The 26,118-nt window shown below is 39.6% G+C and carries 26 protein-coding genes; 6 read left to right on the top strand and 20 right to left on the bottom strand.

Going from position 1 to position 26,118, the window contains the following annotated elements:
• Positions 1–125: 125 nt before the first annotated feature.
• The gene (locus tag OWEHO_RS00305; protein WP_014200449.1) at positions 126–1,352 is read left to right on the top strand and encodes a BaiN/RdsA family NAD(P)/FAD-dependent oxidoreductase; all 1,227 of its coding nucleotides are present in this window, start codon (positions 126–128) and stop codon (positions 1,350–1,352) included.
• On the opposite strand, the gene OWEHO_RS00300 is transcribed toward OWEHO_RS00305, so the two are convergent.
• Genes OWEHO_RS00300 through OWEHO_RS00290 form a run of 3 tightly spaced genes read right to left on the bottom strand, consistent with a single transcriptional unit; the run spans position 1,335 to position 2,513 of the window.
• Positions 1,335–1,640 carry a hypothetical protein gene (locus OWEHO_RS00300; RefSeq protein ID WP_014200448.1) on the bottom strand — a complete coding sequence of 102 codons (306 nt, stop codon included), beginning with the start codon at positions 1,638–1,640 and terminating at the stop codon, positions 1,335–1,337. The genes OWEHO_RS00305 and OWEHO_RS00300 overlap by 18 nt on opposite strands.
• Before the next feature lie 8 nt (positions 1,641–1,648).
• Positions 1,649–2,062, bottom strand: a complete 414-nt coding sequence (locus tag OWEHO_RS00295) for a hypothetical protein (protein WP_014200447.1) — start codon at positions 2,060–2,062, stop codon at positions 1,649–1,651.
• Positions 2,063–2,099: 37 nt separating this feature from the next.
• Positions 2,100–2,513: a hypothetical protein gene (locus OWEHO_RS00290; protein ID WP_014200446.1), complete on the bottom strand. Its 414-nt coding sequence runs from the start codon at positions 2,511–2,513 to the stop codon at positions 2,100–2,102.
• A gap of 121 nt (positions 2,514–2,634) precedes the next feature.
• On the opposite strand from OWEHO_RS00290, the gene OWEHO_RS00285 reads away from it, so the two are divergent.
• The 4 genes from OWEHO_RS00285 to OWEHO_RS00270 all read left to right on the top strand — a co-directional run bounded on the left by OWEHO_RS00285 (position 2,635) and on the right by OWEHO_RS00270 (position 6,026).
• The gene (locus tag OWEHO_RS00285; RefSeq protein WP_014200445.1) at positions 2,635–3,765 is read left to right on the top strand and encodes a M14 family metallopeptidase; all 1,131 of its coding nucleotides are present in this window, start codon (positions 2,635–2,637) and stop codon (positions 3,763–3,765) included.
• A gap of 152 nt (positions 3,766–3,917) precedes the next feature.
• Positions 3,918–4,541, top strand: coding sequence for a DEAD/DEAH box helicase family protein (locus OWEHO_RS00280; protein ID WP_014200444.1), 624 nt, complete (start codon positions 3,918–3,920; stop codon positions 4,539–4,541).
• 165 nt (positions 4,542–4,706) lie between these two features.
• Entirely contained in the window at positions 4,707–5,273 is a 567-nt protein-coding gene (locus OWEHO_RS00275; RefSeq protein ID WP_169312743.1) for an HD domain-containing protein, read from the top strand.
• A 12-nt stretch (positions 5,274–5,285) separates the two neighbouring features.
• Positions 5,286–6,026: a porin family protein gene (locus tag OWEHO_RS00270; RefSeq protein ID WP_083827954.1), complete on the top strand. Its 741-nt coding sequence runs from the start codon at positions 5,286–5,288 to the stop codon at positions 6,024–6,026.
• Between the two features lie 7 nt (positions 6,027–6,033).
• Here the strand turns inward: OWEHO_RS00270 and OWEHO_RS00265 are convergent, their stop codons facing one another.
• Both OWEHO_RS00265 and OWEHO_RS00260 read right to left on the bottom strand, forming a co-directional pair.
• A complete protein-coding gene (locus OWEHO_RS00265) occupies positions 6,034–6,645 on the bottom strand; it encodes a DUF502 domain-containing protein (RefSeq protein ID WP_014200441.1) in 612 nt (203 codons plus the stop codon).
• A 12-nt stretch (positions 6,646–6,657) separates the two neighbouring features.
• Entirely contained in the window at positions 6,658–7,473 is an 816-nt protein-coding gene (locus OWEHO_RS00260; protein ID WP_014200440.1) for a universal stress protein, read from the bottom strand.
• Between the two features lie 225 nt (positions 7,474–7,698).
• On the opposite strand from OWEHO_RS00260, the gene OWEHO_RS00255 reads away from it, so the two are divergent.
• Complete coding sequence (locus OWEHO_RS00255; protein WP_014200439.1) at positions 7,699–8,073, top strand: hypothetical protein; 375 nt, start codon at positions 7,699–7,701, stop codon at positions 8,071–8,073.
• Between the two features lie 28 nt (positions 8,074–8,101).
• Here the strand turns inward: OWEHO_RS00255 and OWEHO_RS00250 are convergent, their stop codons facing one another.
• The 15 genes from OWEHO_RS00250 to OWEHO_RS00180 form a co-directional block, all read right to left on the bottom strand.
• The gene (locus OWEHO_RS00250; protein WP_014200438.1) at positions 8,102–9,322 is read right to left on the bottom strand and encodes an OprO/OprP family phosphate-selective porin; all 1,221 of its coding nucleotides are present in this window, start codon (positions 9,320–9,322) and stop codon (positions 8,102–8,104) included.
• 232 nt (positions 9,323–9,554) lie between these two features.
• Complete coding sequence (locus tag OWEHO_RS00245; RefSeq protein WP_014200437.1) at positions 9,555–10,697, bottom strand: BamA/TamA family outer membrane protein; 1,143 nt, start codon at positions 10,695–10,697, stop codon at positions 9,555–9,557.
• A gap of 304 nt (positions 10,698–11,001) precedes the next feature.
• On the bottom strand, positions 11,002–11,469 hold the full coding sequence (locus OWEHO_RS00240; protein WP_014200435.1) for a hypothetical protein: 468 nt from the start codon (positions 11,467–11,469) through the stop codon (positions 11,002–11,004).
• A 92-nt stretch (positions 11,470–11,561) separates the two neighbouring features.
• Positions 11,562–12,908, bottom strand: coding sequence for a BatD family protein (locus tag OWEHO_RS00235; RefSeq protein ID WP_014200434.1), 1,347 nt, complete (start codon positions 12,906–12,908; stop codon positions 11,562–11,564).
• On the bottom strand, positions 12,892–14,637 hold the full coding sequence (locus OWEHO_RS00230) for a VWA domain-containing protein (RefSeq protein ID WP_014200433.1): 1,746 nt from the start codon (positions 14,635–14,637) through the stop codon (positions 12,892–12,894). Before OWEHO_RS00230 ends, OWEHO_RS00235 begins: the two co-directional genes overlap by 17 nt.
• Positions 14,634–15,632 carry a VWA domain-containing protein gene (locus OWEHO_RS00225; protein ID WP_014200432.1) on the bottom strand — a complete coding sequence of 333 codons (999 nt, stop codon included), beginning with the start codon at positions 15,630–15,632 and terminating at the stop codon, positions 14,634–14,636. The genes OWEHO_RS00230 and OWEHO_RS00225 overlap by 4 nt, the downstream gene beginning before the upstream one ends.
• Positions 15,619–16,116, bottom strand: coding sequence for a DUF4381 domain-containing protein (locus OWEHO_RS00220; protein WP_014200431.1), 498 nt, complete (start codon positions 16,114–16,116; stop codon positions 15,619–15,621). The genes OWEHO_RS00225 and OWEHO_RS00220 overlap by 14 nt, the downstream gene beginning before the upstream one ends.
• Positions 16,113–17,051, bottom strand: coding sequence for a DUF58 domain-containing protein (locus OWEHO_RS00215; RefSeq protein ID WP_014200430.1), 939 nt, complete (start codon positions 17,049–17,051; stop codon positions 16,113–16,115). Before OWEHO_RS00215 ends, OWEHO_RS00220 begins: the two co-directional genes overlap by 4 nt.
• Before the next feature lie 5 nt (positions 17,052–17,056).
• A complete protein-coding gene (locus OWEHO_RS00210; RefSeq protein WP_041627729.1) occupies positions 17,057–18,022 on the bottom strand; it encodes an AAA family ATPase in 966 nt (321 codons plus the stop codon).
• Positions 18,023–18,147: 125 nt separating this feature from the next.
• Positions 18,148–19,680 (bottom strand): arylsulfatase, encoded by a 1,533-nt coding sequence (locus tag OWEHO_RS00205; RefSeq protein ID WP_014200428.1) that lies wholly within the window; start codon positions 19,678–19,680, stop codon positions 18,148–18,150.
• Positions 19,681–19,810: 130 nt separating this feature from the next.
• A complete protein-coding gene (locus OWEHO_RS00200) occupies positions 19,811–20,851 on the bottom strand; it encodes an HAD family hydrolase (protein WP_014200427.1) in 1,041 nt (346 codons plus the stop codon).
• A 107-nt stretch (positions 20,852–20,958) separates the two neighbouring features.
• Positions 20,959–22,467: an arylsulfatase gene (locus tag OWEHO_RS00195; RefSeq protein ID WP_014200426.1), complete on the bottom strand. Its 1,509-nt coding sequence runs from the start codon at positions 22,465–22,467 to the stop codon at positions 20,959–20,961.
• A 126-nt stretch (positions 22,468–22,593) separates the two neighbouring features.
• Positions 22,594–23,148, bottom strand: coding sequence for a hypothetical protein (locus OWEHO_RS00190; protein ID WP_014200425.1), 555 nt, complete (start codon positions 23,146–23,148; stop codon positions 22,594–22,596).
• An 89-nt stretch (positions 23,149–23,237) separates the two neighbouring features.
• A complete protein-coding gene (locus OWEHO_RS00185; RefSeq protein WP_014200424.1) occupies positions 23,238–24,329 on the bottom strand; it encodes a formylglycine-generating enzyme family protein in 1,092 nt (363 codons plus the stop codon).
• A 441-nt stretch (positions 24,330–24,770) separates the two neighbouring features.
• Positions 24,771–26,015, bottom strand: coding sequence for a BamA/TamA family outer membrane protein (locus OWEHO_RS00180; protein WP_014200423.1), 1,245 nt, complete (start codon positions 26,013–26,015; stop codon positions 24,771–24,773).
• Positions 26,016–26,118: the final 103 nt, after the last annotated feature.

Genomic DNA, 26,118 nt, shown 5'->3' with positions numbered 1-26,118 from the left:
GAAAGGCCATTTCTCAATCCTCCAACAATTTACCTTATAATCGGTGAACTTAGAAATTTAAGACGTCTTACAATACCTGCTCAATTATCCAATTAACAATCACCCCCAAGCCTTACCTTCGCGGCATGTTGCAAACAGATTATGACATTGTGGTGATTGGAGGCGGTGCGGCTGGTTTTTTTGCCGCCATACACGCTGCCAAGGGTACTAAGCAAAAAGTAGTATTGCTTGAAAAAACCAATAAACTACTAAGTAAAGTAAAAGTGAGTGGTGGGGGCCGTTGCAACGTAACGCATGATTGTGACTATGCAGCACAGCTCATAAATCACTACCCGCGCGGAGGAAGAAGCCTTCGCAAGCCCTTTGAAATATTTGGTACCCAGCAAACTCGCGAATGGTTTGAAAAGCGAGGAGTAAAACTTAAAGTGGAAGAAGATGGACGCATATTCCCAACAACCGATGATTCGCAAACCATCATAAACTGTCTTTTTGCGGAAGCCAAAAGAAACGATGTAACTATTGAGCTGAAAAGCGAGGTTACAAAAATCATCAAGAAGGAGGAAGGTTTTAGCTTAAAGCTAAAAAGTGGTGCACATATAAACTGCAAAAAAGTAATTGTAACAACGGGGGGTCAAAATAAAGCCAGCGGCTATGATTGGCTAAAACAGCTTGGACTAAAAATCGAGCGTCCCATTCCTTCACTATTTACTTTCAACGTACCCGATAGCGACCTGAAAGATTTGCTGGGCCTATCGGTAAACAAGGGCTACGTGCAAATCCCAGGGACAAAGTGGAAACAAGATGGCCCAATTTTGATCACGCATTGGGGCTTTAGTGCTCCGGCCGTCATCAAGCTTTCCGCCTGGGCAGCTATTGATCTTTTTGACAAAAGCTACCAATTCCCCATTTTAATAAACTGGATAGGATTGGACGAAGAAGCTACTCGCACCGTCCTGAATGATTATAAGAAGCAACATCCTAGAAAGGTGGTGAGCACCAATCAGTTGCTGGAAATACCTTCACGGCTGTGGCAACGCATTTGCCATAAGGCCGAAATTGAGGAGGACAAACGATATGTAGACCTTTCTAAAAAACAGTTTAACAAGCTTATAGAAATGCTCGTTCGCTGTCCTTTTGAGGTAAATGGCAAAACGACTTTTAAAGAGGAGTTTGTAACCTGCGGTGGTGTAAATTTAAAAGAAGTTGACCTCAAAAATTTTGAAGCAAAAAAAATCCCCGGCCTTTATCTGGCGGGGGAAGTACTAAATGTGGACGGTGTAACCGGTGGCTTTAACTTTCAACATGCCTGGACCAGCGGCTACCTTAGCGGAACATCAGCCTCGCAAGGCTAAAAAGAAAAATATTGTAGCCATTACCCCGACTGGAATTCCTATGATGATTGAAGTAAGAACGGCTTTTGAACGCTCCATAAATCTTTCGGCAACAGCCAAACTAATACTCTGTGCCAGCATCATTCCCATAAAGTAAAAGGACAAGGCCACGATATTACCCGGGTGGGTGATGTTTTCAAAACTGTAATTGCCTTCATCGATGAAGAAAAGAAGCAGTGTGATAAGAAAAGCTGCCGCAGCAAGCGGAACAATGGGGTGTGCGCCTGATTTTTGAAGTGTGAGATTCATAGTTAAATTTATTGATATTTATAAAGTCTTTTTGCCTCCTGTAATTTTAAATCTGCTCTTAACAATTGCCATACTGCAACCCCTATATTGGCTACTCCAAAAGCAACTCCCGTATAATAAAATGAGTTGTCAGTACCATAATAACCATCAGAGCTACCAGATGATAAGATCACTGCATTTGACAGTATGAAGGCTGTACCAACAAAGGTTGCTAAAACGCCCATACTATGGCTAACTTGTGACTGTTTAGCTAATTCCCATACTGGAGTGCCTTTTTCTTGCGTAAGCAAAAAACGCCTTATCTCTACCTCTGTGTAATCCTTTGCAATTGTACTATCCGGGGTGGCTGGTTCATATTGACCGAAGCAACTACTGAAACCTGAAATTAGAAATATTAATAATGGCGCTATAGTTTTCATCATATTAATGTCTTCAGGATTAAATTTGACTCCTTATGTATTATTTATGCTTATAAAGCTTTTTTGATTGTTCGAGCTTACGATGAGATCTTACAAGTTGCCAAGTGCCTATAGTGGTGCTTACTGCTCCTATCCCGATGGTTGCATAAGATACGACCTCCAAAATACCAAAGCTATCGTTTTCAGGTGTTGCGCTCGCCAAGCCAATACCTCCAGCTACTAATAATGTAGCTCCCAATACAGCGGTAGAAATCCCTACTGTATTACTGGTTCTGGATTGTCTTGCCAATTTCCATACGGGACTTCCTTTTTCCTGGGTCAACAAAAAGCGTCTTATTTCTCCCTCTGTATAATATCCTTCAATTGTATCCTTTGAAGGAGCAGGTTCATATTGGCCATGGCAAGCCATAAAGGATGCAAACAAAAAAGAAAGCAGTAGGGTTAGTCTTTTCATTGAGTTAGCTGTTTAGTTCCTTTAAAAGTAATAATTATTTAACTCCAGCGTACAGACATTATTTTGGCCTCACCCTCTTCCCTTCTTATAGCTCTATTATCTTCGCGTAAAATTTATCACCATGAGAATTTCTTCCAACTTTGACAGTGGAAATATAGAAGTAGCCAGCATCGAAAATGGCCACGCCAAACTGAATCTTCGCAAAGACACCAACTCTGATTTTTTACAGTGGTTTCACTTTAGAGCAATTGATGTGCTTGGAGAGGCTTGCAAGTTTGAAATATTAAATGCCGGGGCAAGTACTTTTCCTGATGGTTGGGAGAATTATGAAGCTTGTGCTTCTTATGACCGCCAGGAGTGGTTTCGTGTTCCAACAAAATATGAAAATGGTGTTTTGACCATTGACTATACGCCTATTCACAACAGTATTTACTTCGCGTATTTCACACCATACTCTTACGAACAGCATCAAAATTTGGTGCATGAAGCGCAGCTTTCACCACTTTGCTCTTTAGAAGTTATCGGACTATCTGTGGAAGGTAGAGATATGGATATGCTTATAGTTGGCGATCCACATGTAGGCAAGAAAGCCATTTGGGTAATTGGCCGCCAGCACCCAGGCGAAAGCATGGCTGAGTGGTTTATCGAAGGCTTACTTATCAAGCTTTTGGATGAAGATGACTCTGTCTCTAGAAAGTTACTTGAAGACTGCTGTTTTTACATTATTCCAAATATGAACCCAGATGGATCTATTGGCGGAAACCTTAGAGCAAATGCTGCTGGTGAAAACCTAAACAGAGCTTGGTTAGAGCCAGATGCACAAAAAAGTCCTGAAGTATTTCACACCATTGCCAAAATGGATGAAGTGGGTGTAGATTTTATGCTGGATGTACACGGTGATGAAGCCATTCCTTACAATTTTGTAACTACTTCAGAAGGTGTTCCTGGTTATACTCAGCAACTGCATGATTTTGAAGAAAATTTTAAAAATGTGTGGATGCAGCTGTGCCCCGATTTTCAGGATACGCATCACTATGATAAAGATAAGCCTGGTGAGGCTAACCTCACGGTTTGCTCCAACAATATCAATCACCGCTATAAGTGTCCTTCATTTACTTTAGAAATGCCTTTTAAAGACAATGATGATTTGCCAAACCCAGTTTATGGCTGGTCGGCTGAAAGGTCCATTCTTTTTGGTGAGTCATTCTTGAATGTGCTTCTTAGCGTGATTGAAAAGGTTCACAAATTTTAGAATAATCGTTAATTTATCATTTTGCCCGCTGCTGCTAAAATTCGTTTTTACAACAGCGGGCATTTCATTTCCAAATCAGTTTTTGGATAAACTTGGATTCTCTTTTTGTTTATACCCTCACCCGCTACCTTTGCGCAAAATAGCATAGCATCATGTTTCTAAAAAAAATGTACCCTCCCGTTCAGCAAGCAGTTGAAGAAATGCAGCTTGAAAAAGCCAATCCATTTCAAAAAAAGCTAATTGGACAAATAAAAAGTGGTGGCGATGTAGTGGCGTACGCGGATGAGGAAGGCGGAAAAAGTACAGCTTTGGCAATTGCCCTTGCACAGCTTTTGGAAGAAGAAAAAGATGATGTTCCCCGCTCAGTTTATTTGGTGCCAACCAACGAAAAAGTAGAAGCAATGGAGGAGCTATTTTCTAAAATTTGCAGGCACACTAGTCTGCGTATTGTTCCTATCAATACCAAAAAGAATATTCTCGATCAAAAAGATGAAATCTATTTTGGCTCTGATATAGTCTTAGCTGTTCCAGAAAGGCTATCCGAACTTATGTCTATTGAAGGCCTCAATGCAATTGATATAAAACATGTGATAATTGATGATGCCACATCACTCATGCGTCATAGTACACTTACTAATATTCATAGACTTCTAGAGAGTTTCCCAAAGGCACAATTGGTGTTTTGCGGTACAGAACCAACGGATGGTATTGAGCGATATGCGGCCAACTTTATGACCTTTCCAACACACATAAATACTTCTACTTCAAAAAAATAATATCAGATTGATACAATAAGGTTTTCATTACCAACATATTTTATCCTATTTTTAGCTTTGAATGTGATGCCAATTTCTTCTTAAAAACAGACTTGAAATAACTGCACACACCCAAAAAACCGATTTTAACCAATCAGGTAATTGAACATGGAACACCAATCTGCTATGGATTTCATTATTAATGAGATGAGAGGAAATATCCCTCCTCGCCTTAAATACCATAGCTTGGAACATACACTTTCTGTGATAAAATGTGTGGAGCGCACTGCCACACGAACCGGGGTTACTGGTGATGACCTCAAGCTTTTGCTTACAGCTGCAGCCTATCACGATTCTGGTTTTTTAAATTCTTATACCAATCATGAGGAAGAAGGCTGTAAAAATGCCAAACGGTTACTTCCAAAATTTGATTTTAATGAAGAGCAAGTTGAGATTGTTTGTAACATGATAATGGCCACAAAAGTACCTCAGTCACCAAAAACAGAACTTGAAAAATTACTTTGCGATGCTGATTTAGATTATTTGGGAGGTGATGATTATTACACCATTTCAAATAAACTTTACGAAGAACTAGTTTTAAATGGACAAGATATAGACAAGGATAAGTGGCTAAGTATTCAAATCAAATTTTTAGAATCACACCACTATTGGACGGATTGGGCCAAGGAAAACTTAGCACCAAATAAGGACAAGGTTTTGAAAAGTCTTCAACGAACAGCTCGGGCTAGCTAATTATTTTTCAATATGAGTAAGCTTCATATGAAGGTCGCTTTGACACTCTTTTTGTCAATGAGCTTCTTTTTCAAAATGGGAGCCCAAGCGGCTCTAATACTTTTATTTTTTGGTAATAAGCTTGCTCGTCCTGACTTGCATTTAAGCCTTGATGCTGGTTTAAATTTCAGTAACATAAGCCAAGTGGATGGCGATATGCGAATTGGCCCAAATTTCGGCCTAGGCTTGCATGTTGGCCTTACCGATCAACTATTTTTAGTTCCTGAATTTAAAGCTCTTTCTACAAGAGGACTAAAAAGTGTAAAAAACCCTGTTTTCGACCTACCTGCTGATATTCAAAACCTGTCTGTTGCAAGTGTCGAAAGTTTTGTTCGCCTAAACTATCTTGACTTTCCCGTGCTACTTCAATACCGAACAAAGAAGCACTTTTATTTCTCAGGAGGTATTGAGGCCTGCTTTTTAAACAAGGCCAATTACCAAACGGATATAGTACTTGATAATGGTAATGAACTTGAACTTAGACAAGATGTAAAAAGCAAGCTAAAGAAGTTTGACCTGGGAATTCCTATTGAAGTAGGATACGTCATTTTTCCAGCGGTAGATGGAAAAGGTATGGACGTTAGACTACGCTATACTTTTGGGCTTTTTGATGTGCTTGATGGTGCTACCAGCTCACCTGCCAAAAATTCAAATTTTCAGCTTATAGCCACTTTTCCTATTGTGTATCCGGAAGACAAGGAGAAGAAAAAGTAAGCATAAGTTATTTCTTATCCTTTGCAATAATTCTTTCTATCTCCTCTGTCAGCGCCTGATTTCTCCCAAAATGACTTAGTGCTTTCATTGCCATTTTCATAGAAATAGGATGAAAAGTACATGCTGAATGTTTAACATAACGCACCTCGCCTGCATCAATCCTTGGTGCATCCGGTATATAAAGAGATAGCACGCTACCATAGCTTTCATCAGTTATAAAGGCTATGGTAAAGGAGCCGTCTTCCTCCAGTAAAATAGCATCCCACTTCTTATCCAAAAATGCCGCTGTATCATCCATCATCTGATATTTCAGCATTTGCACGTTCGGAAAAAGGAGAAAGAGCTTCTCCTCAATAGCGTTATTCCATCTTCTAAAAAAGCCTTTGCTTAAAAGTAAACCGCTCAAATAGGCAATAATAAGCAGCAACACTAAGCTAACAACGGTGATGGTGGCCGCCCCAAAAAGGCTATGAATGTTTAAGACATCTACTAACTTATTACCGACTGGCAATAAAATCTTAATCCCTCTGGTGACCAACACTAGGATGGCCAGCACGGGTAACAGAAAAAATATTCCACCAATAATTATGGCGCCAACGGGTTTTTTAGAAATAGACATAACGCTAATAAACTAAATACCAATAAATGAGTACTGAGCTCGCACGCCTGTTATTTCGCTAGCATTTACAATCAAAACCGGTACTTCTTTGGGATTGGTGATCATTGCTTGCGAAAAGGAATCAAACTGGGGTAAAATACCTTTTGGGTAGTGGGCAATGGCAAAAAGATCTGTACCAATCTCGTACCCATAATCCATTACTTCATCCTGAAGTGATTTTTTCCCCTCCAGCAAATGTACTTCATGAGAAACCCCCTCTTTACTTAAAAAAGATTTGGCCTGCTGAATATTGTTGTTGAGCTTATTCAATAAAAATTCATCCGTTTCTGCTTTACAAACCAAGTGCACCCTTGCATTAAACTTAGCTGCAGCCAAAGTTGCAAAACGAAGTATTTGCATCCTTTCCTTGGTCAAGTCTACCGGAATTACAATGTTTTTAATATCATCAGCTGCTTTACTTTGAGTAATTACAAAAGGTGTTTTTGAATTAGTAATTATCCTAATGGCATTTGAGCCAAGTAGTTTTTGTAAACCATGTGAACCATGAGTTCCCATGACTAGCAATTGAGCATGCCCCTCATTTGCTTCCATATTTATATCCTCGAGAATGTTGCCTACCCTTACTTTTTGAGTAAAAACAGTACCTGAATTCACTTTTAAATTAGTGATAATCTGTTCTAATTTGTCCTCAGCAGCTTTCCGCTGATCTTCACTTTCAATTATATGCAGCACTTCTATTTCGCCAGGAAAGCTTTTTGAAAGCATTATGGAATAATCTAAGGCCGCTTTGGTTACAGCACTAAAGTCGTAAGGGACAAGAAATTTCATTATGATTGGTTTTGGTTAAACAAACTTCATATTGCGAAAATGATTCATCATGAATAATGCTTCACAATATCAAAATTAAATTTTACAACAACTTACAAGAAGGATATAATTATGTAGGATAATGAACACATTTAATTATAAATACTCATGAATATTTAACACAATGATGTACAAGTAAAGCAAGTATTTATAACTTTAGCAGCATCAACCTAAAAACGAAAATACATGAGGGGTTTTGCTCTTGGACTAATTATTCTTTCGGATATTATAATGTGGTTTACCCATGGTGTAGATATCAATCCCACCAGCCTCAGCTTTTTACTCACACTAATTTTAGTAATAGTAGTTGCCTTTGCCTCCTCTGCGCTTCTTCGAAATATGCAAAGCCTAAAAATGACTCGCAACTATACGATTAGTGGGGTTATTGGAATTGTACTGGGAATCATCTTTTTCTTTTGGATAAGAGATAATACAGCAGCAGTAATTGCCTGGTTCAATCAATATGGCCTTATTATTCTATTGGGAATTAACCTTCTTGCCGCTTTATATATCTTCTTTGCCAAAAAGCCAAAAAAAGAAGTAGAAGCAGCGACTGAGTAAATCAAAAAAAGGTAATGATGCAGGGGTTTTAGATGGATATATCCCACTGAATTCTAAAGCGCCATTGCTCTTGATAATCGAAGTTTAAGTCCTCCGCGTCAAATCGACTTATTTCCATAGTGAGCTTATTTTTGTGGCCTGCAAAAAACCAATTGGCTGCTAAAGATGTTTCATGTTGTATTCTATCACTTGCCCCCCTGTCGGGAAAATAACCAGCATGACGTGCTGCGAGCTCAAGTGGTTTGGGCCACCACCCAATCAATTGATTAAAAAAGTACCCGGCCTGTCCATAATACCCATGCAATATCTCAGGTGAAGCGTTGCTCAACCGGTCGGTAATTTCTTTTTGATGGAGTTCGGATTGCCAGCTGAATCCTTTGTAAACAAAAGCTGTTTCAATATTTAGTTGATTTACTCTGTACTGTCCGTCATCACCGTTCTCAAAGCCTGGTAAGCTTCCACCCCCACCAGAGGAAAAACGAGTATAAGGACTTCTATTGCTAACGGTAGCTACCGCTATTATACCTCCTGGCTTTTCACTAATATCTACATCACTACCTTCAAACTTTACTTCTCTTCCCAAAAAATTCCATTGCCCTCTAGCGAAATACATTAAATGAGAGTCATCATTGGAACCATTTCCCAGACCTGTTCCTGTGAAGGTTCCTATCCAATAATTGAAGTCAGCAATTCCATCACCTTTCAGACGGCCATATACTTCTATACCTTGCTGCCTATCTACGGTAAAGACTCGATTTAAAATAGATCGATCTACCATCTGCTGCTTGCCACTGCTGATAAAACGCTCTCTGGTAAACTCTACTTTCCATTGACCTACTTTAAAATTCAGCCACTCCCACTTTTCGATCATTAATCTAAAGTCAAGTAAATTAGACTGACTAACATCATACTCCCAGTAGTACTTTAACCACGGTTGAAAAGCATGCCCTCCAATTTTAAAACGTGCTCTATTTATCTTAAAAACACTTTCATAGTCTTCGCTATAATCATCAAAAGTCTGTGGATCCTGATCACTGGGAGTCGCAAACCTAAACTGCAACCTACTTTGAATTTGAAGTTTAAACCTATTATCATTTGTGGTGAATTCGAAACCCTTACTACCGTACTTAGCCTGTACTGCGTTGGGATTCTTAACAACCGTACTATCATCACCCTGACCAAAAAGATTGCTGGTGACTAAACAAATAATTGAAAAAATAAGTGTGCTCTTAGCCTTCAAAATCTGCATTTTGTGTGTTTTCAAAAAGAGCCGCAAGTTACAAAGCGGTATTCTGAAAACTAGATTTTAGAGTACTTTGTTTTGATTTCACATCACCCTTATATTATCAAAAGGTTAAAAAACATTTCAATAAAAAACTTGTAAGAAAGGATTGACGGAAACTTCTTTCAGTCCAGAAAGAAATAAGACTTCATTTTTTAATCATAAGGCTTAGAGCTCTTTTACAAATACTAAAAACCGTTTAGCTACGATTATTCCAAGCAGAGCCGAACACAATGTAATAACCAAAGTCATTGTTGGACCACCCTACATCAATGCCCATCCTGAGATTAAACTTGCGCGCCAGTAAATACCTTAAACCAACTCCATAATTATAAATCAGCTCCGCAGTTTTGAAAGATTCCTTGTCGGCAATTGCCTTTGCCATACCAGTAAAGGCAACTCCACTCCACCGCATGGTAAAATCATACCTCTGTTCGGTTTCTGCCAAATATGTAGAAGTTCCTTGATACCGAACAGCAGGTACTCCACGCAAGCTGATTCCCGGTTCTACATAAAATGGTGCTTTACCAAATTGCTGCTGTGTTTCTAGCCTAAAACCGCTCACCAACTTTGCCGTAGTCTGAAAATACTGTAAAATCCAAGCGCTAAAATTTTGATATTCAAAATCACTACCTGTCCAATCAGCGTTTACCCTAAAGTTGGTTGTAATTAGAGTTCCCTTGTTGGGAGTAAAAATGTTATCCCTCACATCATACTCAATGATAAACCCAGGACTACTTTGCACATTTTTGAACTCCTTCTCAGTGACAAAATCTGGTAATGCGGTGAAAGCAAATTCTGGTGAAATATTATTTTTCAAAAATAAATACTCCAGTCCCGCGTAGATATTGGTGTTCGCAATCTCTTTCGTCAAGGATCCAAAGAAACCAAAGGTTTCAAAATTAAATGGAAATTCAACATCCTTATTAGAACCTATATCTCTGTAAAAATCAAGGTTCACCGAGGCATATGCCCCTCCTACTCTATATTTAAGTCCATACTTCGGTAGAGAGGCTATTCTCATACCTCCAAAAAACCAACTATCATTTGCAGTATACCCGGCAAATCCTGCTGTAATATTAGGGGCTACATACTTTCCCTCTTCCTGATATTTATTTGGATGTATAAATATTGGTGTTAAAAGGCCGCCTATTCCTCCCAATGCTGGCTCCGTGATTAATTGAACCACAGGTATAAAACCATTTGCCTCAATCAGGAAATTACTAACATCTAGTTTGCCATCGATACTGTCTCTAAACAATGATTTTGTTTTTTCCTGTTGTGCTAAGCCCACAGTACTTACCAAAAAGAAAAAAAGAATGGCTCCTCTCTTAAAAATCATAGCTGTTTTTTTTTTGAAAACTAAGGAATGTATAACTATCAAAACTCAGCAGAAAGAAACAGGTTAAAGCCACTAAAGACAAACAAAGCTTTTTCATTAAAATCCTCACTCAATGCTCCTCATATCTGGTTTAAAATCCACTCGTCTGTTGACTTTAATTTCCTAGAAAAGAAATTACGGGAGAAACACGGATGCGAAAAAATATCTATTCTAAGCCTATACACTTAAGTAATCTTAAGCTGTACTCTCAAAGCCAAATAATAAATAAAAAAAAGAGGCTCTATTTAAGAGCCTCTTTCAAATTTTACTTCTTTATCTTTTCCATCATTGGTATATTTCCAAAAATTGCGACTCTTATTTCACTCACCAGGTAAGATTCTATGTGATAAAACTGAGATGCTGCCAATACTCCAGCCTCTTTTTCCAACCTCTTATAGTAAGCCCCAATAAGTTTATCTGTTTTCACAGACAAACTCATAGACTCCTTCATGATCGAATTTAGTTCCTCGGCAGACATAGACTCATATCCGTTGGCATATTTTTCCAAAAGTATGATTCTGTCTTTTCCAAGTTCCTTCCTGCTCGTTTCATACTCATCATAAATTTTCCAAAAAGAATCCTTTGTTTCGGCATCCAAAGAAATTAACTCAGCTACCACTTCTTTTTTACCCATTCCGAAAATGGATTGATAATAATCTACTTCTTCTTTACTTGACTGAGAATAGCCAGAAAACATTGACATCACTAAACTTAGCACTAATAACTTTTTCATTTTAAATAAATATAGTTGGTTAACAATTCTTTAAAAGTACTCCAATCAATATTTCTCTCCCAAATAATTTTACACTTTTTCGCTCTAAAAATTTAAGGGTTTATCCATCCATTAGTGATTATAGTATATCTACCTGATTCAACAAACTTTTTTCTTCCTTTACTTAATTCCTTAACATCGAGTTTATAAGTAAGATCTCCTTCCGCAATCCTACTTTCAAAAAGTTGTGCTTGATTGTAAAAATTCTCAGTTCCATATACTTCGGCAAAGTAAGTTAATGTAGGCTCTTTTAAGTGTAATCTATCAATCCATATATACAAGTTTTTTACTTGCTCTTTGTTATTATTACGTCTTATAGCTTTCTTCAGTTTTCTGAAGTAATAAAGTTCGGAACTATGATACTTTAGTAAGTAATTTCTTCGATAGTTGAGAGCCCATTTCAACATTAACATCAAAGCCACTAACAACAGAATAATAGACGCTAAAACAGTGACAAACTTTTTCACGCTCATGCCCAATATGGTGAAGGGTGCCTCAGCCTGTTCTTCAGCTGCTTCAGTTTTCGCAATTTGTGCTTGTAAACTATCACGCACACTGGCCAGCATCCCTAAATCCGGATTGGGCTGCACGTCAATTTTTACTTCTTTTAAAGTACGCTTATACAACTTCTTATGGTAAGGATTCCACCAGGTAAACTCCATTTCCGGTAAAATCACTTCTCCTTCTTTTTCAAAAAGATAACGCATAGTTTCTGTACGCTTGGCGCTGATTGCAGTTTTACTCCTATGACTTTCTACATTGCTTCGATAAGGATACTCGCTGATGCCAGCTACACTATCCCAAATTACCGGGGGCAAAAGCTGACTAACCGTATTGGCCGCATTTCTAGATATAGTTCGCGTAAGCACATCACCCACTTTCACGTTTTTTATATCCGCATCCCACTGCTGGCTTACAGAGAGACTAGTGGTTACCAACCATTGCTCAGCTTCAAAACCTGGAGGAATAGGACGAACTTTTATTTGGTGCGGTTTTGTCTTTACCACATGAGCAATACCTTTATACCCACCTTCCTTTGGAGTTTCCACCTCTATTTCCAGCTCTGGAAAAGTGATATTCTTAGCCGAGTTTGGAAATACATTAAAAATCATTTGAACACCTGAAACTGTTTTTCCTGCTACCGTTTTACTAGTGCTTACGTTTCTAAAAAAAACAGTGTAGGCGTCTTTTACTTTTACATTTCCAGGATCTACACCAGCCGTAAACCAAGTGGAAGTATATACTGAAACGGTAACCTCCACGGGTTCTCCCAAATAAACGCTTTGTTTATTTAAGCTCACCTCTGACCATAGCTTTTGTGCTTGCGCTGAATGAGATAAAAATACCAATAGCACCCCTAATACCCAGGTCAGAAAAACGATTTTACCAAGGCTTCTCATCAGGATTTGGTTTTAGGTTTTTCCGTTTGGCTTCAAACTCAAATTTCTTCATTAAAAAACGAGCAGGGTCATCATCCAATTTTTGCATCATTACCATTTGCTGATTGTTGTTTTCTCCAGATTTAAAATCAACTGGCACTTCATCTTGTTCCTTTGCCTTTCGGATATCCGTATTCACAGTTTCTTCCAAACGCTCTTTTTCCATGTCCTTTTTGGTAGCTTTCTGCCCTCCTCCGCTTAAGTCTTCGGGGCTTTTGTTTTGCTCATTTTTGGCTTTTCCTTTTTCAGCTCCAGCTTCCTGTGCATCTGCCATGCTTGCTTCAGACTCACCTTCTAATACATGGCCCAACTTATTATAATTGTTACGCGCTGTTTCGTTTTCTGGATCAAGTTTTATCGCTTCTCCAAATGCCAATTGTGCCGCAGCCAAATCGCCATTTTGCACATAAGCTAACCCCAAATTGTAAGCTCCCATAGCCGAAGTATCTCTACTAAAAGCACGAATAGCTTCATCATATTCTCCAGCTTTAAAATATGCCACCCCCTGTCGCAATGGATCTTTATACAAGTTTGCAGCTTCTACAAAGTGCCCTGCCTTACTTTCCTTTTGTCCTTGATAATCTCGGGTAAACCATAAGTCATTAAAATCTTCCACTTTATTTGAGCTATTACAGCTACTTAAGCTCACCATCATCAATAATGAAAAAACCACCCACCCTTTGCGGAACCACATCAAAATCAACAAGGCCGAAGGTGCTGCCAACAGCAATCCTACATCTCGCCATTCGTCCTCTTTTTCGGTAGGTGCTTCGGTAAATTTTAAATGATCGCTTACATTTTTAGCAATCAATTCTACATCACTATTATCTAAAGTGAGTTGATGGATTGTTACATTTTCCAAACCACCAATCTGTGAAAGCACCGCACTATTTAGTGAAGAATGAAGCGCCTTACCATCGTTTTTCAAAAACCCACGACCACTATAGGCCGGTACATCGGCACCACTAGGTGTATTCATGGGCATTATTTCAATCTTGTTTCGGCTAGGCGTAGTGGATTTTAATGGTTCAATAAAATTTTGAATCACATCAAAGTCTTGGTTATCAAAATCATCCGAAAAAACCAACACAGTGCCAGGCGCTGTGGTTATGCTCATCAATGTGTCAGCCAGATCTAACGCCTTTTTCAAATCGCTTCCAAGAAAAGGCATCACCTTAGGTGACAAGGTTTCAACATGATTTTTAATGATTTTATAGTCACGCGTAAGCGGAACAATGGTATGTGCAGTGCCTGCAAACCCTACCAAAGAAACCCTGGCACCTGGTTTGGAATCCAGGAAATCATTGATTTTAAATTTAGCTCGCTCCAGCCTTGTCGGCTGAATATCATCGGCCATCATGCTTTGCGAAAGGTCAAGCAGAATAACCATAGGCGTTTCCAAAATTTGCCCGGGTAATTGCACTTTTTTCCAAGTTGGCCCGGCCAGTGCCAGCACAGCGCAGCTCAAGGCAATAGCTTGAACAAACTGCATCACAATTTTTATTGAAGCACTTCCCTTGCTAATTACAAATGGCCTTAGGTGTGCTGCAATATGTTTTTTCCAACCCGCATTTTCACGGGCATTCAATAATCCCAATATTAAAATGACAGCAACACCTGCAAAACCCCACAAAAAATGAGGTCGCAAAAAGTGAAAATCACTCCATATTATGGGGAAAATATCTGTCATCTTTTATTGATCAACTGCATAAGTAAACTTACAAGAACACTCAAAAAGCTTGCTGCCAAAGCCAAGCCCAATGCTGCTCCCAGCGGGTACATATATAGCAACGTTACTGGTCGGTTTTCTTCTTCCTCAAATTCTATAGGTTCCAGCTTGTTTACTTCTTCATAAACCTGCTTTAGCGCATCAGCATCTTTTGCACGAAAGTATTTTCCTCCTGTAATCTCAGCTATCTCCTGAAGTGTTTTCTCATCCAAATCAGAACCACTTGTGCCGGGCTCGCCAATGCCAATGGTGTAAATAATAACCGAATCTTTTTTTGCCATCTCGGCTCCGTCAAGAGGAAGAATATCTGCACCCCCGTCCACACCATCTGTGAGCAACAGCATTACTTTGGTTTTTATAGTATCTTCTTTAAAGAGACTTATACCCATACTAATCGCCTTTCCAATATGTGTCATTTGCCCTGCCATCCCCACATCGGCTTCATCTAGCAGTTGATCCACGGTTTGTAAATCAGGAGTAAAAGGGGCTTGAACGTACGAATTGGTGGCAAAAAAAACTAAACCCATTCGATCACCTTTTCGCTCTTTTATAAAATCATGCATCAGGCTTTTTACGGCATCCCACCTGCGCACTTTCTTGTCTTCAAGCTTCCAGTCCTTTTGCGCCATGCTAAAAGAAATATCAGCTGTAATCAAAAAGTTTCGTGCGGTTTTTACTTTCATTTCGGGCTCACCCACCAATTGTGGAGATGAAAGTGCACCTATCATTAATACCCAAATTATCATCAAAATCAACCAACTGAAAAAGTTCCTGCGCTTTACCATGGCTGATTTTCGAGGCTTATCACCTGTGTATCCTGCAGCCTTTTTAAAACCTGGAAAATAGAGCGCCTCGCTTTTCATCCGCAACGGTGGCAGGATAAAATACACGAGGATGGGCAGTGGCAAAAGCCACAGCATCCAAGGAAAGGCGAGTTCAAAATTATCGGGCAACATGAGTGGATATCCAGTTTTTGGCGTTGACTATTATTTTTTCTTGGGTTGTTTTTTCGGGAATTTCACTTTTATAAATAAGAGCTTCTATTTCTGTAAGCACAGATAAAAAACTAACATTCTTTGCGTTTTCGTCCAGAAAAGTGAACCATTCCTTTCCCGCTAGTTTACCTGCTTTTTCGCGACCAAAGGCCTGAATTGCCGTACGCTTAACTAGCACCATGCTGTAGGCAAAATCTAACTCGCCAGAAGCTACTTTTTTCAATTCTGCAAGGGCTTCTCTGCGGTATTGATTGCGTTTGTATTTTCTCATTTGAAAAAATGAAAAGACAATAATCAATATCAACATAAGTATGGCTAGAATTGGCCACCCTATAGTTTCAAAAGTAAAAGCCACATCAGCTGGCTCCTGCAATGGTCCTAGGTTCAAGTCAGCAACTACTGTTGTCAATGAATCAGACGGAGCTATTTGCAAAAGCAAACTCATTTACTTGATTTTTTAAAATATTCCTTAATCTGATCTTCCAAAGAATCTATGGTACTTACGCTAAATGAGGGAATCCTATGTTTTTTCAATTCAGTTTTAAAATCCTCAAAATCATTATCAAAACCCTCCTCAAATTTTTTACGAAGTTGTTTCTTTTTACCATCTACACTTACCTGATGTTGCGCGTTTCCCGCAATAAACTTTTCGTTGGGGATGTTGCGCTCCATAGGGTCAAAAACTTTGGCCAACATCACATCATTGTGCTGCGCCAATTGCTTGATGTATTTGGTCACCTCAGGTGAATAGCGATGAAAATCACTGATGATGACCACCAAAAAATCGTGGGTAACGATGTTGCGCGTTTTGGCCATTACATCTTTCAGTGAAGCTGCAAAATCAATAGGTTTCGAATGATTCAACTCATGATTTCGTACTACGATTCTCTCCAGAAAGCGTAGAATATTTTTACGGTCACGCTTTGGGAAAATAATATCTGTGCCTTCATCGGCCATTACAATTCCGCCTACGCGGTCTCCTTGTTTTAAAACTTGAAAGGCCAAGGTTACTGCCAGCTCTGCCGCCACCACAGATTTGGTGCGCTTTTGCGACCCAAAAAACATGCTTTTGCTTTGGTCTACAATAATGAGTGCGGGTTTTTCTTTTTCTTCCGAAAAAACACGTGTGTGTGTTTGCTGGGTGCGAGCCGTTACTTTCCAGTCTATGTTGCGAATGTCATCGCCTTTGCTGTACAGGCGCACTTCTTCAAAATCGAGACCGCGGCCGCGCAATTTAGAGGCATGCTTTCCACCCAAAATACTGCTCACTTTTTGGCGGTTGGCCCGCAGACTAAAATGCCGCGAAACACCTTCCATGCGGAGAAGTTCTTGGAGAGACGTAAAAACGTCTTTTGGGTATGTTGCCTGTTTTGAACTCATTTTAACTATGCCACAACAGCTACTTTCTCCAATATTTCATCCAGCACTTTATCTGGGGTAATGCCTTCGGCATTGGCTTCGTAACTCAGCATAATTCTGTGGCGTAGACAATCGTGCACCACAGCACGAATATTATCTGGCGAAACAAAGTCATTGCCCATCATCCAGGCATGGGTGCGGCAAGCGCGATCAATCGCAATGCTGCCACGTGGGCTGGCGCCAAAATCTAACCAAGCGTCTAATTCTTCGCTGTATTTATCTGGGTAGCGTGTGGCCGAAATAATGTCGACAATGTATTTTTCCATGGGCTCCGAAATCTTCACTTTGGCAATTTCTTCGCGCGCAGCAAAAACTACTTCTGGTGCCAATCTTTCTTTTTCAGCTTTTTCTCCACTATGCTGTTCCTCTCGGTTGAGGCGCATGATTTTCAGCTCTGAACCATCATCGGGATAACTGATAATAACGTGCATAAGGAAGCGGTCCATTTGTGCTTCCGGTAGCGGGTAAGTTCCCTCTTGCTCCACCGGGTTTTGAGTAGCCATTACCATAAATAACGTATCCATTATATAGGTTTTTCCGGCTACCGAAACTTGGCGTTCCTCCATCGCTTCAAGCAAAGCTGCTTGCACTTTGGCTGGCGAGCGATTTATCTCATCGGCCAAAATTAAATTACTAAAAATCGGTCCTTTTTGAAAGATGAATTTTTCTTCCGTTTCAGGTTGGTAGATCTCTGTTCCTGTAACATCACTTGGCAGCAAATCTGGCGTAAACTGTATTCGGCTTAATCCACAATTCAGCTCTTTGGCTAGCGATTTAATAGCACGGGTTTTTGCCAATCCGGGTAAGCCTTCAAGAAGCATATTTCCATTGGCCAGCAATACTAAAATGATTCGATCTACCAAATCATCTTGCCCAATGATGGAGGCCTGCATTCGTTTTTTTAGCTCAAGTATGGATTCATATGGCGTCATGTGATGTAATATTGATTGGTTCAATTCTATGCCTAAAATAACAAAAGCAATTGTGGTTTTTATTAAAAATAAAAAAGCTCGAAAAACCAATGTTCTTCGAGCTTTCAAAATCAATTAAAAAAAGATTAATTATTAGTCGGGGTTGAAAGTTGATCTAAAACTTTATCCAAACTAAAACTAGCCGCTTTCATACGTGGTGGATATTCTTTGAAAGTTCCTAAGAAATCCGCAACAATATCCTGTGCAGGAACCAATAAAAATGCGTGATCTAACCACCAGTCATAATATGTGTTAGATGTAACAGTAGCAAATTCATAAGGATCTCTTCTCAAGTTAAAAATCAAAGGAGCTCTTAAAGGAGTAAATGGATTTGCCCATACAGCAAGAGTACCAGGACTGCGTTGCTCCATAAAAATCAACTTCCAATCATCATAACGCATTGCAGTTAAATCACCATCATCAGAGAAATAGAAAATTTCTTTACGCGGCCCTTTTTCTTCATTTCCTGTCAAATAAGGCAAGAAATTATAGCCATCCAAATGAACTTTAAAACTCTTTCCATTAGCATTGTAACCTTTCAATAGTTTTTCTGGAACGTCTTTTTGTCCAGCTGCCGCAAGGAATGTAGGCATCCAATCCATTCCACTCATCACTTCGTTGGAAACAGAACCGGCTTCAATTTTATTTGGCCAACGCACCATAGCTGGCACTCTCCAACCACCTTCCCAGTTGGTGTTTTTCTCACCTCTAAATGGGTTTACACCAGCATCCGGCCATGTGTTTTTATGTGGACCATTATCGGTAGAATACATTACAATGGTATTTTCAGCTATTCCTAATTCATCTAATAAATCCAGGAACATACCGATGTGCATATCGTGCTCTACCATTCCATCACCATATTCATTTTGGCCAGAAAGTCCACGATGCTCTTCTTTTACGTGAGTTCTAAAGTGCATGCGTGTTCCATTCCACCAACAAAACCAAGGCTTGCCTGCTTCATGCTGTTTTCTAATCCAATCCATGGCAGCCTTTGATGACTCATCATCAATAGTTTCCATACGCTTTTTGGTTAAGGGTCCCGTATCTTCCACTTTCCCATCAGCCGTTGAATGAATTACACCTCGAGGACCATAATTTTTTCTAAAATCAGGATACTCTTCTGGATTCGGGTAATCAGGCAATTCTGGCTCTTCTTCAGCATTTAAGTGATACAGGTTTCCAAAAAATTCATCGAAACCGTGGTTTGTTGGCAAATGCTCATCACGATCACCCAGGTGGTTTTTACCAAACTGACCCGTTGCATAACCCGCAGGCTTTAACAGTTCTGCTATAGTTGGATCTTTTTCAGAAATACCTTCTTTGGCTCCAGGCATACCCACTTTGCTCAACCCTGTACGAAATACACTTTGACCAAGGATAAAAGAAGAACGACCCGCAGTACAACTTTGCTCTGCGTAGTAATCAGTAAAGATCATCCCCTCTTTAGCTATTTTATCAATATTAGGAGTTCTGTAACCCACCATTCCCATGGTATAGGCACTAATGTTTGATTGACCTATATCATCACCCCAAAGGACAAGGATATTTGGCTTTTTTTGTGCTGTGGCTGAAAGCATTAAAAATGCGCCAGCTAGCGACAATACCGTTTTTTTCATAAGGTTTTTATTTGATTAGAAGTTGTTAAAATAATAGAATTTTTTGTGCTACTCTACATTTTCCTTCAAGAATAACATGATAAAAAATACAGATTTAAATAATCCTCAAATAACTAGAATAATGGTTATTCTACTTTTCAAAATGGTAGACCTTTTTCCAGTCTTTCTTCATGTCAATTACAGTCCACCCCATTTTTTCAGCATCATCAAGACCTTTATTGAGCTGCCCAATGTGCGACTCACGGTCATAGGCAAATTCACGAATAGAATCGGTATGGTGTAATAATAGTCCGAAACGAGGACCATTTCCCGCCATGGTATACTCCAGCATTTGATAATCACCATCCGAATTACCCGAAGCAAAAACAGGTCGCATACCTATGTATTGATGAATACCCACAGGCTTACCTTCTTTATCATCAATAAAGTTTAACTCCGCTTGCTTTATCAATGTAGGTGTTCCATCTTCACTAACTTCATATTTCACTTTATTAGAACTGCCTATAACTTGATGTGGAGGTATGCCATATGCTTCTTCAACCCAAGCGCGCATAAAATCTACACCTCCCCCAGAAACAATAAATGTTTTGTAGTCATTAGCTCGCAAGTAATCGAGCAACTCTACCATAGGTTGGTAAATCATTTCGTTGAAAGGCTTTCCCGTTTTTGGGTGTTTTGCAGTTGCTAGCCAATCGTTCACCTCTTGATTAAATTCATCCGTTGTCATTCCTGCATGGCTGGCCATAACTAGTGCCAAAATTGATTTCGTTCCTCCAGCAAGAGCCTTTTCTACATTACCTTCCAAAATAGATTTATAAGGCTCCTCGTTTTTCCATTCTGGATGCCCTTCCGCCATGCCTTTTATTCTATCCATCGCGAAAATTAACTGAAAATAAAGTGGCTGCTCACTCCATAGATTACCATCATTATCGAAGGTTGCGATTCGGTTTTTCACCTCCACAAAATCTGTAGAACCTTCGGTGGTGGTCTTTTCTACAAAATCGATTATTGCCTTTTTGGTGGCACCTTCATTCCAAGATGATAATGGATCAGCCGCCTGTTCTTGTTTTAACGGAGTATCTGGTTGTGCATGGGTATTATCTTCTTTCGATGGCGTGCAATTCGTTAATAGAGCAAATACCAATGCGCAGGAAAGTATATTTTTTTTCATAAACTGTTTTTAAATGGATTTAGATGCTAAAACTGTTCTAAAAAAAAGGAGCACTTGAAAAAACAAGCACTCCTTTAGAATTCGGCATTACAATTATTTAATGTCGATTAGTTTCGTGGGCCTGTCTTCATACTCTCAACCACTTCGTCAACAGAAAGTGACGAACCCTTTACTGGTGGGTATTTTTCGAAAGACTGTAAGAAGTTAGCTGCCAATTGCTGTGCAGGAACAAACATCCACATGTTATCTGCATACCATTTTATGTACAGAGCAGATTCTTGTGAAACTTCAAATGGATCAGCCCTTAGGTTGATTACAACCGGCCAGCTTGGTGACTTACGGTAGGCTTCTGCGATAGATCCCTCCATAATAGTAAAGTGCAGCTTAAAGTTATTGTAACGAATTGCATTCATATTACCAGATGCGTCAAAATAGAAGATTTCCTTTCTTGGAGATTCTTCAACATCACCTTTCAAAAATGGCAGCATATTGTACCCATCTAAATGTGCATTAAAGGTTTTGCCATTAGCACTGTAGCCTTTTAGCATTTTTTCTACCAACTTAGGCTCGCCAGCTGCTGCTGCAAGAGTTGGCATCATATCCTCATGTGAGAAAATATCATTAAAAACTGTTCCTGGTTCAATCACCCCAGGCCAACGGATAGCACATGGCACACGAAATCCACCTTCCCAGGTTGTTCCTTTTTCGCCAGCAAATGGAGTGGTACCTCCATCAGGCCATGTGAATTTCTCGGCACCATTATCTGTAGAATACATAATAATAGTGTTGTCAATAATACCGAGCTCCTCAAGCTTGGCCAATACGCGCCCCACAGCTTTATCATGCTCCACCATTCCGTCAGGGTAAAGGCCAATACCTGTTACACCTTCGCTCTCATCGTCAAGGTGAGTCCACACGTGCATACGAGTAGAGTTCAACCAAACAAAGAATGGCTTACCATCCGCGTGAGCTTTCTCTATGAATTTAATAGCAGCTTCTTCAAACTCTCTATCAACCGTCTCCATACGTTTTTTGGTCAATGGCCCCGTATCCTCTAATCTACCATCTGCATAGGAATGAATTACACCACGAGGACCATACTTTTTGCGGAATTCTGGATCTTTTGGATAGTAATAACTTTCTGGCTCTTCTTCAGCATTCAGGTGATAAAGGTTTCCGAAAAACTCATCAAAACCATGTTTGGTAGGCAAATGCTCATCGCGGTCTCCTAGATGGTTTTTACCAAACTGACCCGATACGTATCCATGAGGCTTTAGCACCTCAGCTATCGTAGGTTGATTGTCCTGAATACCCTGTTTAGCTCCAGGCATACCAATTGTAAGCAAGCCTGTTCTAAATGGGTGTTGACCCAAAATAAAAGCGGCTCTACCTGCGGTACAGGATTGCTGGGCATACCAGTCCGTAAATAATGCACCTTCATCAGCGATGCGATCAATGTTAGGGGTTTGGTACCCCATCATACCGTTATTGTTTGCGCTAATGTTAAACCACCCGATATCATCTCCCCATATCACAAGGATATTCGGTTTTTTCTGAGCATATACCCCAAAAGACATACACACGGTGGTTAGTAAAAGAATCGACTTTTTAATCATAATTCAAGTGTTTGTGGTTAAATTTTATGAAGAAAATTTTATTTCAAATTATGTAAAACTAAATACTGAGGACTTTATAAGTGAAAGTTAAAAGTTAATGTTACTTAAAATTTAAGCACATCCTTTTTAAAACTTATACTCCACACCTAAGCTTAAGCCGAAGCTATCATACCCCTCTATTTTAAAATCATAGGTAAGCCCTAATACTAAACTGAACCTTTCGCTAATTTCCCATGCTGGCTCTGCACCCAATCTCAAAAGCACAAAACTTTCTTCCTTAGCTACTTCTGCACCAGCCCCCATAAACACCATTACTTCACGCCAAGGATAATACCCTAAAACAGCAATTGATGAAAAAGGCTTGCTACGAGAAATAACCCTTTCATTATCGAAAGTTTCTACCTCAAAATCTGATAATATGATTTCATTTTGAATACCTACACCCCATTTCGGATTTATGCGATAGTTGTAGTCCAAAGCCCAGCTTGGAAGTGCCAACCACTTTTTATCCCCCGCCTCTATACCTTTGGCTACCATAGTATGCCCAATACCTACTGTAAAACTATGGAAAAAAGACTCTGTTTCCTCTGCTGTTTGACCAGATAAGTCTAAAGAAAAAACACTAATTAAAGCTGCCAACAGCAGCTTCAATATCAATTTTGAAGAGTAGAAATTCTTCATTGAATGGCAGGATTGGTGGTTTTCATCTTTTTGTTTTGAAACACTTCGGTATCGGGTATCAATTTCTTTGTTAAAAGATCAGAATAATTCTAGTTCTTCACGCATCTAAACCCTAAATGCTCTTGCCCTGAATCATAGGCGGTAGCCATACGTGCACTTGGTCTGTAATTGCTGCAATATTCTTCGCTGCATAAAAAAGACCCTCCCTTCGTTACCCGCTTTGGTACCAATGGTTCCTGAGGGTCATAGCTTGTTGATGGACCATTGGGGTTTATGCACCCTTTCAATCCTGCTTGCTTGTTTTGTACATGCGTATCGGGGCGATACCAATCGCTTGTCCATTCCCACACATTACCAATCATATCATATAATCCATATCCGTTTGGCGCATAGCTTTTTACAGGAGCGGAGTTACCGTAGCCATCCAAGGCTGTATTACCATCCGGAAAAGTGCCTTGAAAAAAGTTAGCCAAATACTCACCCATTGGGGTAAGCTTGTCTCCCCAAGCAAATGGTTTTGCAGGCTCTCCTCCACGCGCTGCTATTTCCCATTCAGCCTCCGTAGGAAGGCGTTTTCCTGCCCACTTAGCATAGGCTTGTGCATCCTCAAAAGCTATATGAACAACAGGGTAATCACCCTTCTTTTTTATATCCGAATTAGGGCCATGAGGATGCTGCCAATCTGCACCTATTTTCCACGCCCACCATTGAGAAATATCATAAAGATTAGAGGTAGGGCCTGGCTGAAAAATCATAGAACCGGGCTGCAAGATTGAATCATGTGGCTTAGGTGTTCCGGGCGGTAGTTGTTGCTTAATTTCTTCCCAATCTACAGGTCGTTCGGCAACCGTGAGATAACCAGTCGCATCAACAAACTCTCTAAACTCATCATTCGTAACCTCCGTTTCATCCATATAAAAGCCAGAAACCTTTACTTCATGAGAAGGTCCTTCGGATTTATTGGCATGTTTATCTTCACTCCCTACACGATAAACCCCGCTAGGAATCCAAACCATACCTTCTACCTTCTCTAGTGACTTTTCTTCCAAACCAACACTGGCTTCATCATCCGAGCGCTCCTCAACAGGTTGACTTTCCACTTGTTGACATTGCCAACAAGCCACAGAAATCAAAAGAACAATAAGGAAATTTTTAAATGGGACCAGTAAATTATGCTGCATAAAAACGATATAATTCTGTACTAAAAATATTACAGTTTAAATATATAAAAGTTGTTGAACAGTCCTAATAGCGGTAGAGAAATATTTACGTGGATCCAATTAATGTCTTCTCAATAAAACGAAAGTTTGCTACGCTTTAATCTTTGGGCATTAATCATTAACGCACCCCAGTAAGGTTGCTCTTCTTAAGATTAAAATAACATTTATTTTACATCAGTATAGATTCCCATTAATCAGTAATTCTCTGACAATAGCAAAATAACAATGAACATTATTAGAACCTAACTGAACGATACACACCGCAATGCTGATGATAGAATCTAGATGCAAATGAAATCTTGTAGGCCTAATGAATCTTACTTGGTTGACTCAAACACTTGTACGTAAACAAAAGCCAATAAAACCACAACAGCCATTTAAAGCTGTACAATTTTTCTAAAACTAAAAAGTCTCATTTACATTGAGGTAGAAGCCATGCGAGCCATAAGCTCCCCACGAATAATCTATTGTGAGATTAGTTCTGGCTTTTTTGTTCAGCATAATTCGCCAACCAACACCTACACCTGGTTCCACATATTCAAATAGGTCAATATTGGCATCCTTATTATTGGCAGTTGTAGCATTCGCAAAAAGCACCCCTCCAAAAGTATCGCTGTTTTTCTGTAAAGGAAAACGATACTCCAGCTCTCCATACATTACGCCTCCTCCTCTAAAGCGCCCTTGAGGATAAGCTCGTCCTGATCTTCCAAACTGATCCCACCCTACAGCTGGCAAATCTAAATATGGCACATTACCGCTGGTAACAAAGCTTCCATAAGCCCACAGTGCAAGTAAGTGTCTTGGCCTTTTTTTGCTTAAGCCAAAATAATCACGATACTCTGCCCACAACATGGTAGAGCTTTGATCACTTCCTAAAAACTCGGGATTAATGCGCAGAGACACAAAAGCATAGCGCCCTGAATAGGGATTAATAGTGTTATCCCGAGAATCATAAAGTCCGTTTAGCGAAATTCCAGAAAGTGTATACCCCTCAGGATCAAATCCACGATCATCAGAATAAGCATAATGCGAGGTAATGGAAGGTGGAATGGTATCCAAATTTAATAGCTGATCATTTATTTTAGAATGTAAATCCAAATGATAGCCTACCCCTGCAAAAAAGCGCGAATCGCCAAACCGCTTTAAAGCTGTTTCGTGAAGTCTTAAGTAGTTAAACTCCATCATCTGTGCTTCCAAAATTCCGGTTGAAAAGTCTCCATCATCATACTCAATTCCATTCGACACTAACCTAGCCGACTGAGGCCCCGTTCCCAAACCATAGGTTGGTTGTGAAGTGATAAAATAACGCCAATCTCCCATCAGATTCCAACCATCATCTTTTAAGAACACATTGGTCTTAAATGTTAGAATCAGCTGCTTCTTGGTAGTATATATTATGGTAGATACCAATGAAGATCTACTTGTAGTAGCCTCACTTCCCATGAGCCAACTTGCCGAGGGTGCTAAGCCATACATAAAGCCATTTGCGGGATTGGCCGCAATTACGGGCAAAGGCACAAAACTCATTTCGCGAATGAGTTTACCATCCTCATCAGTACGTTTGGTTGTATCCGTTTGGGCAAATACACTCTGTGTAAAGACAAGTCCCAAAACAAAGACGGATAATCGGGTAAAATTTCTTTTCATGTTGAGAGTGGTTTGTTGTTATTTTCACTTCGAATCGATGAACTTATATTTAGAATTCCCAAAAGATTCATCCAACATTATAAATAATATTATCAAATTGACG

The organism is Owenweeksia hongkongensis DSM 17368 (assembly GCF_000236705.1).
Classification (GTDB): domain Bacteria; phylum Bacteroidota; class Bacteroidia; order Flavobacteriales; family Schleiferiaceae; genus Owenweeksia; species Owenweeksia hongkongensis.
Note: the sequence above shows the minus strand (reverse complement) of the source record. Positions and strands in the feature narration are given on the sequence as shown.